This window comes from Xanthomonas dyei (assembly GCF_002939865.1).
GTDB classification, from domain to species: Bacteria; Pseudomonadota; Gammaproteobacteria; order Xanthomonadales; family Xanthomonadaceae; genus Xanthomonas; species Xanthomonas dyei.
In genome coordinates, this window is the sequence record NZ_MDEE01000021.1 from 20,345 (window position 1) to 34,295 (window position 13,951).

Consider the following 13,951-nt stretch of genomic DNA (forward strand, 5'->3'; position numbering starts at 1 on the left):
AGCGCAGGTCACACGAACGTACAGTCCTTCGTGGCGTTAATCGCGTTGCACCGCTGCATTGCACCGCGGCGGGCAGCGCCAACGTGGCTGCTTTACACGTCGCCCTCGCGGCTCCAGCCTTCGCCACTGCCGCGCTGGATCACCGCATCGCTGCTCAGCACATCGCCGGCCGGCACCTGCGCCTGTTGCGCCAGTGCCGCGTAGATCGGCGTGAAGTCCGGGCTGGTCGCGTCCATCAACTGCGCAAAGCTGCCGATGACGAAATAGGTCTTCTGAAAACTGTCGATGCGGTAGCGCGTGCGCATGATGCGCTGCAGATCGAAGCCGATGCGGTTGGGTGCGGGCGAGTCCAGCGAATACAGCGATTCGCCTTTCGACGACACGATGCCGGCGCCGTAGATGCGCAGACCTTGCGGCGTGGTGATCAGGCCGAATTCCACCGTATACCAATACAGCCGGGTGAGGTTCTGCAGCGCGTCCGGGCCGATGCCGTGCGCCTTGACCCCGCCACGGCCATAGGCCTGCATGAAGTCGGCAAACAACGGGTTCATCAGCAGCGGCACATGCCCGAACAGGTCATGGAACAGGTCCGGCTCGGCGATGTAATCGATCTGATCGGGGCGGCGGATCCACCAGGTCACCGGAAAACGCTTGTTGGCCAGGTGATCGAAAAAATCCAGTTCCGGCAGCAGGCCTTCCACGCCCACCAACGTCCAGCCGGTGGCCGCCTGCAGCACCGCGTTGAGCGCGTCGAAGCGCGGGATCTGGCCGTCGTCCATGCCCATGGCGTCCTGCGCCTGCAGGAACTCATCGCAGGCGCGGCCCACAAGCAACGCACGCTGGCGGCGATACAGCGTGCCCCAGGTGGCATGGTCGTCGCTGCTATAGCCGTCCCACGGCTGGTCGACCACGGCCGTGGTGTAGACCGGCACATACCCCTTGTCGGTAAGCTGGTTTTCGACGCGGCGCGGGGCAGTGTTCATGCGGCAGGACTTCCGTAGCGACCAAGGATTCACCTTAGCCGGATCGCTGCGCAACAGGATTGCGAATCTTGCGCAGTGCCGGCACTTACGCGCAAGATTTGTGCGTCTTAATCTGATGCTGCGCAACATATGGACCAACCAATCGCCCTGGACCGCACCGATCTGCGGTTACTCGCCCTGTTGCAGACGCAGGGGCGCACCAGCAACGCCGAGCTCGCCGTGCAGGTGAATCTGTCCGCGTCGGCCTGCCTGCGGCGCACGCAACGGCTGGAGGCCGTCGGCATCATCGCCGGCTACGGTGCGCGCCTGGATGCGCGCGCGCTGGGGCTGGGGCTGCAGGCTTTCGTGCGGGTGCAGCTGGAGCAGCACGGTCAGGCCGATATCGCGCTGTTCGCCGACGGTGTGCGCGGTTGGGACGAAGTGGTGGCGTGCTGGGCGCTGACCGGCGACATGGATTATCTGTTGCAGGTGCAGGTGCGCGATCTGGAGCATTTTTCGCGGTTTCTGCTGGATCGCTTGCTCAATGCTACCGGCGTGTCCGACGTCAATTCCAGTTTCGTCCTGCGCACGGTCAAGACGCCCGAAGGCCTGCCGCTGTCGCATCTGGCGTGAGGCGTCAGTCGCCTGGGCCGGCTGCGAAACGCGTTCTGCCGGCGGAATCGGGCGCACCCGGTCGCGCGTACAGCCTGTTGCGATCAACTGATCTGGCTGACCTGCGAGGTCCGGCAGCGGGCGCCGTCGCGCGGATCGCGCCGGCAGTAGCAGACGCTCCCAGGTAGACCGCACTTGCTCGCCAAACGATAACGATTTACATTTACGTAACGTCTGGCCGGCTCCGGCCATGTCCTGTTCGTCGATCCGCCAGCCTTGCCAGGCCAGCCAGCTCGTCGCCCGAGCAGCACGCCGACGCCTGCCTGCTTCCTGTCGCCACGCCCTAGCGTGCGCCCACGATCGATGAGAGACCGATGCCTGCACTGACCCACCCACTGACCACCCTGTCTGTCGCCCTGTTTTGCGCATTGACCTGGCCTGCCGCTGCGCGAGCAGCCGACCTGGCCGATGCCAAGACGCTCGACCAGGTCACCGTCAACGGCACGGTGAGCCGCGCGCAGCCGGCCACCACCACGCGCCTGCCGCTGACCCTGCAGGAGACGCCGCAGTCGGTGAGCGTGATCGGATTGCAGCGCCTGGAGGACGAGTCGCTTTTCAGCATCGATGACGTGATGCGCAACGTCACCGGCGTCAACGTGTCGTTCTACGACACCCAGCGGCCGCTGTATTTTGCGCGCGGTTTCCAGATCACCGACTTCCAGGTCGATGGCTTGCCCACCTATAGCGGTGCGACCAATCAGGAATACGACACGGTGTTTTACGACCGCATCGAAGTGATCCGCGGCGCCAACGGCCTGCTGACCGGTGCGGGCATTCCCTCGGCCACGGTGAACCTGTTGCGCAAGCGCCCGGGCAAGACGTTCGACGCCTCGGTTGCCGCAAGCGCCGGCACCTGGGATTTCCGCCGCACCCAGGCCGACGTCAATGCACCGCTCACCGACGACGGCCGCTTCCGCAGCCGCGTGGTCGCGGCCTGGCAAGATCGCGACTACTACTACGACCGCTACCACGACAACAAGATGTCCGGCATGGCGGTGCTGGAAGGCGATCTGACCGACAGCACCACACTCACCGTGGGCTACCAGCGCCAGGACAACAGCCCGGTCGGTTCGACCTGGGGCACGGTGCCGTTCTTTGCGGCCGATGGCAGCTTTGCCAATCTGTCGCGCTCGACCAACATGGCACCGGAATGGACACGCTGGCAGCGCGAAACCAGCACGGCATTCGCCAATCTGGAACAACGCTTCGGCGAGGACTGGTTGCTGCGCGTCAACACCGCGCACACCAAGGGCGATGTGCAAAGCATTCGCGTCTACGGCACCGGTTACCCGGCCGCCGATGGCAGTGGCGTGTTCCTGCGCACCGGCACCGGCGAAACCAGCGACACCCGCGATGGCGTGGATGTGTATCTGTCGGGCGGGTTCTCGCTGTTCGGCCGCCGGCACGACGTGGTGCTGGGTGGCAGCTGGCAGGATCTGCAATCGACCACCTACGGCATTACCCAGCAGTACCCCAGCGGCTGGGGATCGTGCATCAACGAAAGCGGTGGGTCCGAGCGCTGCTATCGGATTCCCGACATCCGCAACTGGGATGGCGATGCCCCCGAGGTGAGCTACAGCCGCACCGGCGCACGCCGTGAAGCGCGCACCACCCAGCGCGGCGTGTACGCCTCTACACGCCTGCGCCTGGCCGACCCGCTGTCGCTGATCGCTGGCGCGCGCTTGAGCACCTGGCAGACGCGCACCCAGGGCTTCAACGTCAGCGGCGGCTACACCGGCACCACCGGCCGCTACAAGGTGAGCGATGAAGTCACCCCGTACGTGGGCCTGGTCTACGACATCGTGCCGGATGTGTCGGTGTACGCCAGCTACACCGAAATCTTCAATCCGCAGAACTACCGCGACAAGGACAACAACCTGCTCGCACCGGTGGAAGGCTCCAATCTGGAAGCCGGCGTCAAGGCGCAATTACTCGGTGGCCGCGCCATGGCCACCGCCGCCGTGTTCGAAGCAAAGCAGGACAACTACGCGGTGCGCGACATGACCCAGCCCGAATCGTCGCTGCCCGATGGAACCTCGGCGTATATCGGCGTGAACGGTACCAAGAGTCGCGGTTGGGAGATGGATATCAACGGCGAGATGCTGCCGGGTTGGACGGTCAATGCCGGCTACACCCACGTCAAGGTCACGCGCGCACCCACCGATGCGATCTACGCCAACCTGCCGGAAGACTATCTGCAGCTGTCCACCCAGGTACGCCTGCCCGGCGCGTGGGATCGCCTGAGCATCGGTGGTGGCGTGAGTTGGCAAAGCGCGGTGCGCGGCTTCAACATCGCACGCCCCACCGGCGATGGCAGCGGCGCCACCACACCGGTCACCGTGGTGCAGAACCCGTATGCGTTGGTGCACTTCAACGCCAACTACCGCATCAGCGACCAGTGGACCGCCACGCTGGCGGTACGCAACGCGTTCGACAAGACCTACTGGGCCAACCTGGATTACCAGAACTACGGCGAACCACGCTTTGTCAGCGTGTCCCTGCGCTGGCGGTACTGAGGAAACAGCGATGCCGGCCGATCACCTCGCAGTGCATGCGCCACGATGGTCGGCCCGGCATCGCAACCAAGGTCCTACGGCAGCATCCAACGTATCTGCCGTTGCGTAGGAGCGGACCTGGCCGCGACGCCGTCCCGACACAGCATCGGTACTTCCGCAGCAGGCATCGAGCAACGCAAAAGAGTTCATTCGCCTGGATCAACGCCTCGCACGCCACAGCGTGCGATGTGCGAACGGCAGACAGATAACCTCGTAACCCATGCGAGCGGAAAACGCGCATAAGGCGGTAAATCAAGCGAGCGAGATGCCGCATTTCGTAGGAGCGGACCTGGCCGCGACGCCGTCCCGATAGCGCCGATGCGCAAAAAACGTTTTACACAACAACAGAAGAACCCGCTCATCCGCGCCCAAGTGAGCACATGCAACTCTCCATTGCACACACCCCGCCACATGCAGGCGCTCGGTTTCTTGCTTGACCTTGCGGACCGCGGCTTACCGTGAGCAGTAGAACCGCAGCACCTGCCTGCCACATGCAAGCCCCGCAATCACCCTGCACCTCCAATCCAACAAAGCGTCGTGCGCAACGCAGATCGCGCCGCACCACAACCGCTTTACGGTGCCACGCATTCCTCGTCCTTGCCGCGCAGTTTTTGCCAGCGCGACCGTTGTTCCAGGCAGCGCTGATAGGCCTGCTGCTTTGCCGACGCGGCCTGGTCGGCGGCGTTACGCGTGGCACTGCTGCGCGCGGCCTGCAGCTGCGCGATCTTGGCGCGGATCTGCGGCATCACGGCCATCGCCGCGCGTTCGCCTTCCAGGATGGCGACACTGCGCTGATTGAAATCGGCCGAGCCGATATCGTTGACCTTGGGGCGCACCACCACATCTGCACGCTTTAGCTCGGCTTCGCCAAGACGCTGCCCCATGATCGAGATCGACTGGTTCACCGTGCCCAGCAGATCGCCCGGATTCTTGCCGCTGGCCTTGCTGGAAATATCCACCGCCACCACGAATTCGGCGCCGAGCTGACGCGCCGCATCCACTGGCACCGGGCTGACCACGCCGCCGTCCACGAAATGGTACTTGCCGATGGTTACCGGCTCGAACACGCCGGGAATGCTGCTGGACGCGCGCACCGCCTGGCCGGCGTTACCGCGCACGAACACGGTGCGCTCGCCGTCTTCCAGGCGCGTGGCCACCACCGCAAACGGCTTGCGCAACTTCTCGATGGGCTTGCCGCCGAGCTGCTCGTTGACGTAGTCCTGCAGCTTCTGGCCCTGCACCAGGCCACCGGAAAACAGCCGCACATCGCGGATGCTGGTCTGGTCGAGCGCTACCGCTTTTTCCTGCATTTCGAACGCGTCCATGCCGCTGGCATACAGCGCGCCGACCACGCTGCCGGCGCTGGTACCGGACACCACCACAGGCGCAAACCCGTTGGCTTCGAGCATCTTGATCACGCCGATATGCGCAAAGCCTTTGACTGCGCCGCCGCCAAGCGCGATGCCGATCTTCACCGGTTTGGCCGCAGCGGCCGAAGGCGCCTGCACCACCGGCGCCGGCGTTGCCGGGCGCGGCTCGCCACCGCAGGCCGAGAGCAGACCGAGCATGGACAACAGGGTAAGCGAGCGGGGGCGGCGGAGCGCGGTCATGGGGAAAACGTCGATGGGAAAGGCGAGGGAGAATACACGCGTGCCGTCACGGTCGCTGCTGTGCTGCGGGGTGGTCGATGGTGGAGGTGATCGAGAACTTGCACAGGCTGTTGGTGGTGCAAGCCTCTGCTGCACTTTCTATTGGCGGGAAAACGCTGGCGCGCAGCGCCGGATGAGGGTGCGCGAAACCTGGTGTCCTGCCATTGCAGGTGTGGCTTCGCGTCGTCCCCTCACCCCCCCTTCTCCCGCACGATGGAGAGGGGCTAGTGCGCGTGCGATGGCGACGTTCCTACGCCGGAGTGCGACATCCCGATTCCCCGGAGCAACGTCCCGACTTGCGCGCGACGTCCCTTTCTCCCGCGTGCGGGGGAAGGGACACGTAGGGCGGATGGGGGGAATCGCCGGCAGTCGATCAAGACAGGCGTGCTCCCGAAGCGCGCCGGACCTGGACCTACCGCAGTGGGGCGTCTCCGGCATGTATGCGGCGCTCCACACCAGCCACCACACTGGCCTGGCCGCAAAAAAGCCGCGAACATCGACACGGCCTCGCCGCGCCAACCATCAAAACCGGTTATCGCCATCCAGCAGCCGTCCCAGGCCGCCGAGCACCGAGCCTTCGCCGCGTTGCTGGCCGCCGGCTTGCGGGGCGGCCTGCAGCATGCGCCCGGCCATGCGCGAGAACGGCAGCGATTGCAGCCACACCTTGCCGGGGCCGGTGAGGGTGGCCAGGAACACGCCTTCGCCGCCGAAGAACATGCTCTTCAATCCGGCCACGCGACGCACGTCCATGTCCACGCCGGCGTGATAGGCGACCACGCAGCCGGTGTCCACGTCGATGCGCTCGCCGGGGCCGAGGTCGCGTTCGACCACGGTGCCGCCGGCGTGCACGAACACCCAGCCGTCGCCTTCGAGTTTCTGCATGATGAAGCCCTCGCCGCCGAACAAGCCGGTGAGGATTTTCTTCTGGAAGGCGATGCCCAACGACACGCCGCGCGCGCCGGCCAGGAAGCTGTCTTTCTGGCAGATCAGGCGCCCGCCGTGCTCGGACAGGCGCAGCGCCAGCACCGTGCCGGGGTAGGGCGCGGCGAAGGCCACCTTGGCCTTGCCGCTGCCGGTATGGGTGAACACGGTAGTGAACATGCTTTCGCCGGTGACCACGCGTTTGCCGGCGGAAAGCAATTTGCCCATCAGCCCGCCGCTGCTGCCGCCCTGACCATCATGCGAGCCGTCGCCGAACACGGTGTCCATCTGTACCGCCGCATCCTTGTACATCAGCGCGCCGGCTTCGGCGATGGCGCTCTCGCCCGGGTCCAGTTCCACTTCGACAAACTGCATGTCGTTGCCGACGATGCGGTAGTCGATCTCATCGGCGCGCCCGGCGCTGGCGATGCTGCCAAGCGGTGGCGGTGCGCTGCCAGCGCCCTGCAGGTCGACCAGCTGACGGGCCGGCGTCCAGCCATCGAGTCCATCGCGCCAGGCCAGCGCATCGGGTTGGCGCTGGGCATACGCGCGGGCGCTGGCATCGTCGAGCGGGCCGATACGGTCGGCCTGTCCGGGAATATGGAAATACCACTGGGCCATCGGGACGACTCCTGTCGGTGTGTGCGGCGAGTCTAGCCGCAGCAACGGCCACCGCGTCCCGTGTCCAAGGTCATGCCGTGCAAGGCGGTCAGGCGGGGTTGCGGCCGCTAGACACCCCACGCGTGCCATCGGGCCGGCATGCTGCCGAGGCGGTCGTGGTCAGGCGGTTGCGCTGAAGTAGGCCGCAGTAGCGAGCGCTTGCATCCGGAAACGGCGTCACGTTGACTGCAGCATTGGCGCCGCCGGCTTAGAGCAGCTCCCAAAACGACTGTGCTCACTTACCGCCAAGCGGGCGCGGCCGGTGCTCGGTGCGGCATGGTCCACGCGTCCACTCCGGTGCTGAGTGTGCCGCCCGCACCTACCCGGCGACAGCTCGCCACGTTGTGTCAGCCGCGCTTATTCCCCCACCGTCGCCCAATAGCGCTCGCCATCGCGGTGCACACGCACCGGGCCGTCGAACGCTGCCGACAGGCTGGCATCGGTCAGCAGCGCATCGCGCGGACCATCGGCGATCACCGTGCCGGCGCGCAGCAGAATCACCCGCGCAATTTCCGGCACGATCTCTTCGATGTGATGGGTCACAAGCACCAGCGTGATGCCTTGCCGTGCAAGGTCGCGCAAGGTGTCGAGCAGGTGCTGGCGCGCCACCAGGTCCAGGCCGGTGGACGGCTCGTCCAGCAACAGCGCCTGCGGGCGGTTGACCAGGGCGCGTGCGATCAGCACGCGGCGGGTCTCGCCGGCCGACAACTCGGCAAACGGTCGATCCAGCAACGGCAAGGCGCGCGCCAGCGCCAAGGCCTCACGTGCCCGCGCGCGCATGTCGTCGCTGACCTCGTGATGCGGCGGCACCACGTAGCTGGCGAAGAAGCCGGACAGCACCGCGCTTTCCACATCCAGCCCCGGCATGTCGGCCAGGTTGACGCTCAGATCGCCGCTGACGATCCCCAGCTGCGAGCGCAATCGCTCCACCTGCCAGCGCGCCTGTCCCAGCACCTTCACCGCGGGCTGGCCATCGCCACGCGCCAACGGATACAGCTCGCGCGTGATGAGCTTGATGAACGAGGATTTGCCGCAGCCGTTGGGGCCGAGGATGGCGGTGTGCTGGCCAAGCGCAATGCGCAAACGCAACGCGTGCAACACACGGACCTGGCCGCGCATCACACTTGCCTGGTCGAGTTCGATCAGCGCAGGCGCATCGGCAAAGGTATCGGCAACATCGGTGGAAACAGTCATACGCAAGACATCAGGCAGCGGGAGAAGAGCAGGAGTGAACCGCTTTAGAAAAGCAGGCATCACCCTACGCATCCGAAGGGTGAAGTTTGCCGCGATCGCCCCCATCATGTCTGCATCGACCAACGAGAAACCGCTGCCGTGGAACTGCCGATGCTGTCCGATCCGATCATCGACTTCCTGACCGCCGGCATGGCCGGGCTGGGTGTGTGGGGCATGCTGGCAGTACTGCTGGTGTTCACCCAGCTCACCATCTTTGCGGTGACCTTGTACCTGCATCGCAGCCAGGCGCACCGCGGCGTGGATTTCCATCCGGTGGTGGCGCACTTCTTCCGCTTCTGGACCTGGCTCACCACCTCGATGATTACCCGCGAATGGGTAGCCATCCATCGCAAGCACCACGCCAAGGTCGAAACCGAGGACGACCCGCACAGCCCGCAGATCAAGGGCATCAAGCAGGTGTTCTGGCGCGGCGTGGAGCTGTACCGCGAGGCGCGCACGCAACGCGCCGACATCGAGCAGTACGGCAAGGGCGCGCCCAGCGACTGGATCGAGCGGCATCTGTACACCCCGCACGCCAATGCTGGCCCGATCGCGCTGCTGGTGCTCAACGGCGTGTTGTTTGGCTTGCCCGGCATTGCGCTATGGGCGATCCAGATGGCGTGGATTCCGTTCTGGGCGGCGGGTGTGGTCAATGGCCTGGGCCATTGGTGGGGGTATCGCAATTTCGAATCCGCCGACACCTCCACCAACCTCACCCCGTGGGCGCTGTGGATCGGTGGCGAAGAACTGCACAACAACCATCACGCGTTTCCGAGTTCGGCACGGTTTTCGATGCGGCGTTGGGAACTGGATATCGGCTGGATCGCGATTCGTGGGTTGCAGGCCATGGGGCTGGCCAAGGTGCTGCGTGTTGCCCCGTCGCTGGATATCCGCCCCAATATCGCCGTGCCCGATGCCGATACGCTGAAAGCGCTGTTGTCGCATCGCTTCCAGGCCATGACCGATTACCAGCGCAACGTGCTCAAGCCGGCCTTGCGCGAGGAAGCCGCCGCCACCGGCGCCAAGCTGCGCGAGTTGTTGCCGCGGCGTTTGCGCAAGGGCCTGGTCGATGACGGGCGCTGGCTCAAGCCGGATGCGCGCGCGCAGTTGCAGGCCTGGGTGGCGCAGCGTCCGCGCATGCGCACGTTGGTCGAGTACCGCGCGCGCCTGACCGCGGTGCTGGAAGCGCGTAGCCATGATGCGTCCGAGCGTCTCAAGCAGTTGCAGCAGTGGTGCCATGAGGCCGAAGCCAGTGGCAACGCCGCGCTGCAGGCATACGCGGCGCGGCTCAAGGGTTATGCGCTGAGTGGCGCGTAAGCGTAGCGGCACGCGTGCTGCGGTGGGCGCACGCGGCTGGAAACGTTCGGTGACGCGCGCGTTGCTGATGGTCTGCATCGTCTGTGCGTGCGCGTCTGCGGCGCACGCACAGGTGCAGGACAGCCAGGACTATCTCAAACGCATGGACACCGATGGCGATGGCCGTGTCAGCCGCGATGAATATCTTGCCTGGATGAGCTACGCCTTCGATCAGCGCGATGTCGATCACGACGGTGTGCTGCAAGGCGACGAACTGCCGGGCCGGCGCGGCAAGCCGATCACCCGCGCTGCGCATCGCGCCAGCTTGATCGAGCGCTTCGCACGCCAGGACGCTAACGGCGATGGCACTCTGAGCGCGCGCGAACTGCTGGCGCCGCCGCGCTGATGCGCACCTTCGCGCGTGTCTGACGTCGCGTTCGGCAAGCTCGCGCGCATGTTCACTCTCGACCAGGTCAGCCGCCGCTACGGCCAGGCCATTGCACTCGACACGGTCACGCTGGGCTTTGCCAGCGGCGTTACGACGGCGTTGATCGGCCCCAGCGGCGCCGGCAAGTCCACCGTGTTGCGCATGCTGGTGGGGCTGGAATGGCCTGACAGCGGCACGGTCGCCTTCGACGGCATGCCGCTGCAACGCGCCAGCCTGCAGGCGCAACGCCAACGCATTGGCTACGTCATCCAGGAAGGTGGGCTGTTTCCCCACCTGGACGCGCGCAGCAATGTGGTGCTGCTGGCGCAGACCCTGGGCTGGACGCGACAACGCATCGATGCGCGCTTGGATAGCCTGTGCACGTTGTGCCAATTGCCGCCGCAGTTGCTGGCGCGCTATCCGGCCGAACTCTCCGGTGGGCAGCGCCAACGCGTGGGCTTGATCCGCGCCTTGATGCTGGACCCGCCCGCGCTGCTGCTGGACGAACCGCTGGGCGCGCTCGACCCGATCGTGCGTTACGACCTGCAGGCGCAGATGCGCGCGCTGTTTGCGCAGCTCGGCAAGACCGTGGTGCTGGTCACCCACGATGTCGCCGAAGCGGCGTATCTGGCCGACACCCTGGTGCTGATGCGCGCTGGCCGCGTGGTGCAGCAGGGCAGTGCACGCGAGCTGCTTGAGCAGCCGGCCGACGCGTTCGTGCAGCGATTTCTCACCGCACAACGCAGCATCGGCGACACCGCATGATGGCGCGCATGTTTGCGGCAATGCTGCTGCTGATCTGCAACCTTGGCGCGCAGGCCGCGCCGGTGACGGTCGGCTCGAAGAACTTCACCGAGGCAGTGATCCTGGGCGAAATCGCCACTGCGGCCGGTCGGCGCGATGGTGTGGACGTACAACACCGCGCCCAGCTCGGCGGCACGCGCATCCTGTGGCGCGCGCTGGAAACCGGCCAGATCGATGCCTATGCCGAATACACCGGCACCCTGGCACAGGAACTGCTGCAGTTGCCCAAGGCCAGCCATGCCGAGCTACGCGCCGCGCTGGACGCACGCGGTCTGGCGATGACCGAGTCGCTGGGGTTTCAGGACACCTATGCGTTTGGCATGCGTCGTGCGCGTGCGCAGGCGCTGGGCATCGCATCGCTCTCGGATCTGGCCCGCCACCCGGCACTGAAGATCGGTTTGAGCAATGAATTCATGCAGCGCGCCGACGGCTGGCCCGGCGTGCGTGCGGCCTACGGCTTGCCGCAAACCGCCACCGGGCTGGATCACGATCTGGCCTATCGCGCGCTGCAAAGCGGGGCGATCGAGGTCACCGATCTATACAGCACCGATGCGGAGATTCCGTATTACCAGCTGCAGGTGCTGCGCGACGACCGCCAGTACTTCCCGGAGTACCAGGCGGTATTTCTGTATCGCAAGGATCTGGCGCAGCGCGCACCGGCAATGCTCAAGGCTTTGCAAGGTCTGCAGGGACGGATCGACGAAGCCACCATGCAGCGGCTCAATGCGCAGGTGAAATTGGAGCGGCAGTCCGAGGCGGCGGTGGCCGCGCAATGGCTGGGCGTTGCGGCCACGGCGCAGGCGGACTCGCGCATCGGCCGGTTGCTGCGTCACACCCGCGAGCATCTGGCGCTGGTCGGCATCTCGCTGGGCTTCGCGTTGCTGATCGCGCTGCCCTTGGGGGTGCTCGCAGCGCGGCGGCCGCGGCTGGGCCAGGTGGTGTTGTCGTTGACCGGTGTGTTGCAGACGCTGCCCTCGTTGGCTGTGTTCGTCTTCATGATTCCGCTGTTCGGCATCGGCGCAAAGCCGGCAATTGCCGCGTTGTTCCTGTATAGCCTGCTGCCGATCGTGCGCAATACCCATGCCGGGCTCACGTCGATTCCGCGCGAGTTACGCCAGACCGCCGAAGCGATCGGGTTGCCGGCCTGGACGCGATTGTGGCGCGTGGAATTGCCGCTGGCCCGCCGCACCATCGTGGCCGGTATCCAGACCGCTGCGGTCATCAACGTGGGCACCGCCACCTTGGGTGCGCTGATCGGCGCCGGTGGGTATGGCCAGCCAATTCTCACCGGCATCCGTCTGGACGATATCGGCTTGATTCTGGAAGGCGCGATCCCTGCCGCCGTCCTCGCCCTGCTGGTACAGGCGGCATTCGAAGGGCTGGAGCGTTGGGCAACCCCACGCGGCCTGCGGCTCAGTCGGCGCGATTGAGCAGCGGACAAATAATCCTCCATGAACTCGTAGGTGCGGACCCGGCCGCGACACCGCCTTACTCGGATCACGCCCCGTCGCGGCCAGGTCCGCTCCTACATGCGCTGGGGTACCGCGTCATTCGCCCGGCAGCGCAGCAATCAAGCGTAGGAGGGCATCGTCGGCGACACTCAGGTGCGGTGCGATACGTAAACGTCCATGCCGCCGCGTGCAGATCGCCCCCTGCTCGCCGAGCGTCTTTGCCACCGCATCCAATTGGGTGGCCGGCGGCTGCAGCGCGGTCAGATGCGGCGCATGGCCGGGGGTGCACCAGCTGCCGAGCCCGCGCGCGGATAACGCCGTATCCCACTGCGCGGTCAGTGCGCCGAGCGCCGCAGCGATACGCGCGGGTTGCCAGGCCGTCACCTGCTGCAGGGCGGCCGTTGCCATCGCAATCCGCAACGGGTCGGCAACGCCGCCGGCATCGAACCGCCGTGCACCTGCGCGATACTGCGGCGCCTGCGCCACCGGAAACTCCCAGCTGCTGCCGGCATCCCGGCCGATCCAGTGTTCTTCGATCGGCACGCCCCGCGTGCGCCACTGCGGCGCCACCCATAGCCAGGCCAGGCCCATCGGCCCCAGCAACCATTTATGGCCGACACTGACCACGAACTCCGGCTTCCAGCGCGGCAGGTCGGTCGGCATGACGCCCAGGCTCTGGCTCAGATCCAGCACCAGCGCCGCACCGCGCGCATGCACCGCCGCGCTGATCCGGTCCAGGTCCAGCTGCCGCCCGTCCAGCCAGTACGCATGCGGCAGGCTGACGATGCGCAGCGCAGGCGTGTGTTCAACCGCCTCCAGCACCGCATCGGTCAGCACCGTGCCGGCAGTGGTCGGCACCGCCACAAGGTGTGCACCGACCTCGGTGCAGCGCCGTTGCCAGATCAGCAGGTTGGACGGGAATTGCCCGTCCAGCAGCAGCACCGCATCGCCGCCATGCAGTGGCAGATTGCGTGCAGCCGTGGCCAGCCCATGCGCGGCCGACGGCAGCAACGCCACCGCATCGACATCGTTGTCGAACAGACCCGCGGCCAAGCGGCGCAGCTGCTCAATGTCGTGCAGCCATGCATCGAACGGCAACTGCCACGGCGTGGCCATCGCATCGACCGCCTGATGCGCCACGGCCTGCACCGCAGTCAGCAACGGCCCGCGCGAAGCAGCGTCCAGATAGATGACCTCATCGGGTAGCGCAAATGCGCGGTGCCGGTGTTCCCAGGCGACAGGGGTGGGGAGCGAACTGGGCAGCGAAGACGATGGCATGCCAACAGCTTACCGCTGGCTGCCATGCCGCCGACACGGCGCG

11 protein-coding genes and 1 other RNA gene are annotated in these 13,951 nt (G+C 66.0%); 7 read left to right on the top strand and 5 right to left on the bottom strand.

Annotated features, from left to right (window positions below; genetic code table 11):
- Positions 1-92: 92 nt before the first annotated feature.
- Complete coding sequence (phhA, locus tag XdyCFBP7245_RS14255) at positions 93-983, bottom strand: phenylalanine 4-monooxygenase (RefSeq protein WP_104616238.1); 891 nt, start codon at positions 981-983, stop codon at positions 93-95.
- Between the two features lie 129 nt (positions 984-1,112).
- Here phhA and XdyCFBP7245_RS14260 point away from each other — a divergent pair, with 129 nt between their 5' ends.
- Complete coding sequence (locus tag XdyCFBP7245_RS14260) at positions 1,113-1,595, top strand: Lrp/AsnC family transcriptional regulator (RefSeq protein WP_104616239.1); 483 nt, start codon at positions 1,113-1,115, stop codon at positions 1,593-1,595.
- A gap of 353 nt (positions 1,596-1,948) precedes the next feature.
- Complete coding sequence (locus XdyCFBP7245_RS14265; protein ID WP_104616240.1) at positions 1,949-4,150, top strand: TonB-dependent siderophore receptor; 2,202 nt, start codon at positions 1,949-1,951, stop codon at positions 4,148-4,150.
- A 611-nt stretch (positions 4,151-4,761) separates the two neighbouring features.
- Here the strand turns inward: XdyCFBP7245_RS14265 and XdyCFBP7245_RS14270 are convergent.
- Together XdyCFBP7245_RS14270 and XdyCFBP7245_RS14275 are read right to left on the bottom strand one after the other, a co-directional pair.
- Positions 4,762-5,799 (bottom strand): patatin-like phospholipase family protein, encoded by a 1,038-nt coding sequence (locus XdyCFBP7245_RS14270; protein WP_104616241.1) that lies wholly within the window; start codon positions 5,797-5,799, stop codon positions 4,762-4,764.
- Between the two features lie 561 nt (positions 5,800-6,360).
- A complete protein-coding gene (locus XdyCFBP7245_RS14275) occupies positions 6,361-7,380 on the bottom strand; it encodes a TIGR00266 family protein (protein WP_104616242.1) in 1,020 nt (339 codons plus the stop codon).
- A gap of 315 nt (positions 7,381-7,695) precedes the next feature.
- On the opposite strand from XdyCFBP7245_RS14275, the gene XdyCFBP7245_RS14280 reads away from it, so the two are divergent.
- A non-coding RNA gene (locus XdyCFBP7245_RS14280) (sX9 sRNA) lies at positions 7,696-7,772 on the top strand.
- A gap of 4 nt (positions 7,773-7,776) precedes the next feature.
- Here XdyCFBP7245_RS14280 and XdyCFBP7245_RS14285 read toward each other — a convergent pair.
- Positions 7,777-8,613 (bottom strand): ABC transporter ATP-binding protein, encoded by an 837-nt coding sequence (locus tag XdyCFBP7245_RS14285; RefSeq protein ID WP_104616243.1) that lies wholly within the window; start codon positions 8,611-8,613, stop codon positions 7,777-7,779.
- Positions 8,614-8,763: 150 nt separating this feature from the next.
- On the opposite strand from XdyCFBP7245_RS14285, the gene XdyCFBP7245_RS14290 reads away from it, so the two are divergent.
- From XdyCFBP7245_RS14290 to XdyCFBP7245_RS14305, 4 genes are all read left to right on the top strand, one after another.
- Positions 8,764-9,969, top strand: coding sequence for a DesA family fatty acid desaturase (locus XdyCFBP7245_RS14290; protein ID WP_104616285.1), 1,206 nt, complete (start codon positions 8,764-8,766; stop codon positions 9,967-9,969).
- A 67-nt stretch (positions 9,970-10,036) separates the two neighbouring features.
- Entirely contained in the window at positions 10,037-10,354 is a 318-nt protein-coding gene (locus tag XdyCFBP7245_RS14295; protein WP_104616286.1) for an EF-hand domain-containing protein, read from the top strand.
- Positions 10,355-10,402: 48 nt separating this feature from the next.
- Entirely contained in the window at positions 10,403-11,140 is a 738-nt protein-coding gene (locus XdyCFBP7245_RS14300; protein WP_104616287.1) for an ATP-binding cassette domain-containing protein, read from the top strand.
- Positions 11,137-12,609: an ABC transporter permease/substrate-binding protein gene (locus XdyCFBP7245_RS14305; protein ID WP_104616244.1), complete on the top strand. Its 1,473-nt coding sequence runs from the start codon at positions 11,137-11,139 to the stop codon at positions 12,607-12,609. Before XdyCFBP7245_RS14300 ends, XdyCFBP7245_RS14305 begins: the two co-directional genes overlap by 4 nt.
- Positions 12,610-12,726: 117 nt before the next feature.
- Here XdyCFBP7245_RS14305 and XdyCFBP7245_RS14310 read toward each other — a convergent pair whose 3' ends face one another.
- Positions 12,727-13,908: an aminotransferase class V-fold PLP-dependent enzyme gene (locus XdyCFBP7245_RS14310; protein WP_104616245.1), complete on the bottom strand. Its 1,182-nt coding sequence runs from the start codon at positions 13,906-13,908 to the stop codon at positions 12,727-12,729.
- Positions 13,909-13,951: the final 43 nt, after the last annotated feature.

What these genes read in the sequence shown, in the direction of transcription:
- phhA (WP_104616238.1), bottom strand. Translation starts at nt 983, where the DNA reads ATGAACACTGCCCCGCGCCGCGTCGAAAACCAGCTTACCGACAAGGGG.
- XdyCFBP7245_RS14260 (WP_104616239.1), top strand. Translation starts at nt 1,113, where the DNA reads ATGGACCAACCAATCGCCCTGGACCGCACCGATCTGCGGTTACTCGCC.
- XdyCFBP7245_RS14265 (WP_104616240.1), top strand. Translation starts at nt 1,949, where the DNA reads ATGCCTGCACTGACCCACCCACTGACCACCCTGTCTGTCGCCCTGTTT.
- XdyCFBP7245_RS14270 (WP_104616241.1), bottom strand. Translation starts at nt 5,799, where the DNA reads ATGACCGCGCTCCGCCGCCCCCGCTCGCTTACCCTGTTGTCCATGCTC.
- XdyCFBP7245_RS14275 (WP_104616242.1), bottom strand. Translation starts at nt 7,380, where the DNA reads ATGGCCCAGTGGTATTTCCATATTCCCGGACAGGCCGACCGTATCGGC.
- XdyCFBP7245_RS14285 (WP_104616243.1), bottom strand. Translation starts at nt 8,613, where the DNA reads ATGACTGTTTCCACCGATGTTGCCGATACCTTTGCCGATGCGCCTGCG.
- XdyCFBP7245_RS14290 (WP_104616285.1), top strand. Translation starts at nt 8,764, where the DNA reads ATGCTGTCCGATCCGATCATCGACTTCCTGACCGCCGGCATGGCCGGG.
- XdyCFBP7245_RS14295 (WP_104616286.1), top strand. Translation starts at nt 10,037, where the DNA reads ATGGTCTGCATCGTCTGTGCGTGCGCGTCTGCGGCGCACGCACAGGTG.
- XdyCFBP7245_RS14300 (WP_104616287.1), top strand. Translation starts at nt 10,403, where the DNA reads ATGTTCACTCTCGACCAGGTCAGCCGCCGCTACGGCCAGGCCATTGCA.
- XdyCFBP7245_RS14305 (WP_104616244.1), top strand. Translation starts at nt 11,137, where the DNA reads ATGATGGCGCGCATGTTTGCGGCAATGCTGCTGCTGATCTGCAACCTT.
- XdyCFBP7245_RS14310 (WP_104616245.1), bottom strand. Translation starts at nt 13,908, where the DNA reads ATGCCATCGTCTTCGCTGCCCAGTTCGCTCCCCACCCCTGTCGCCTGG.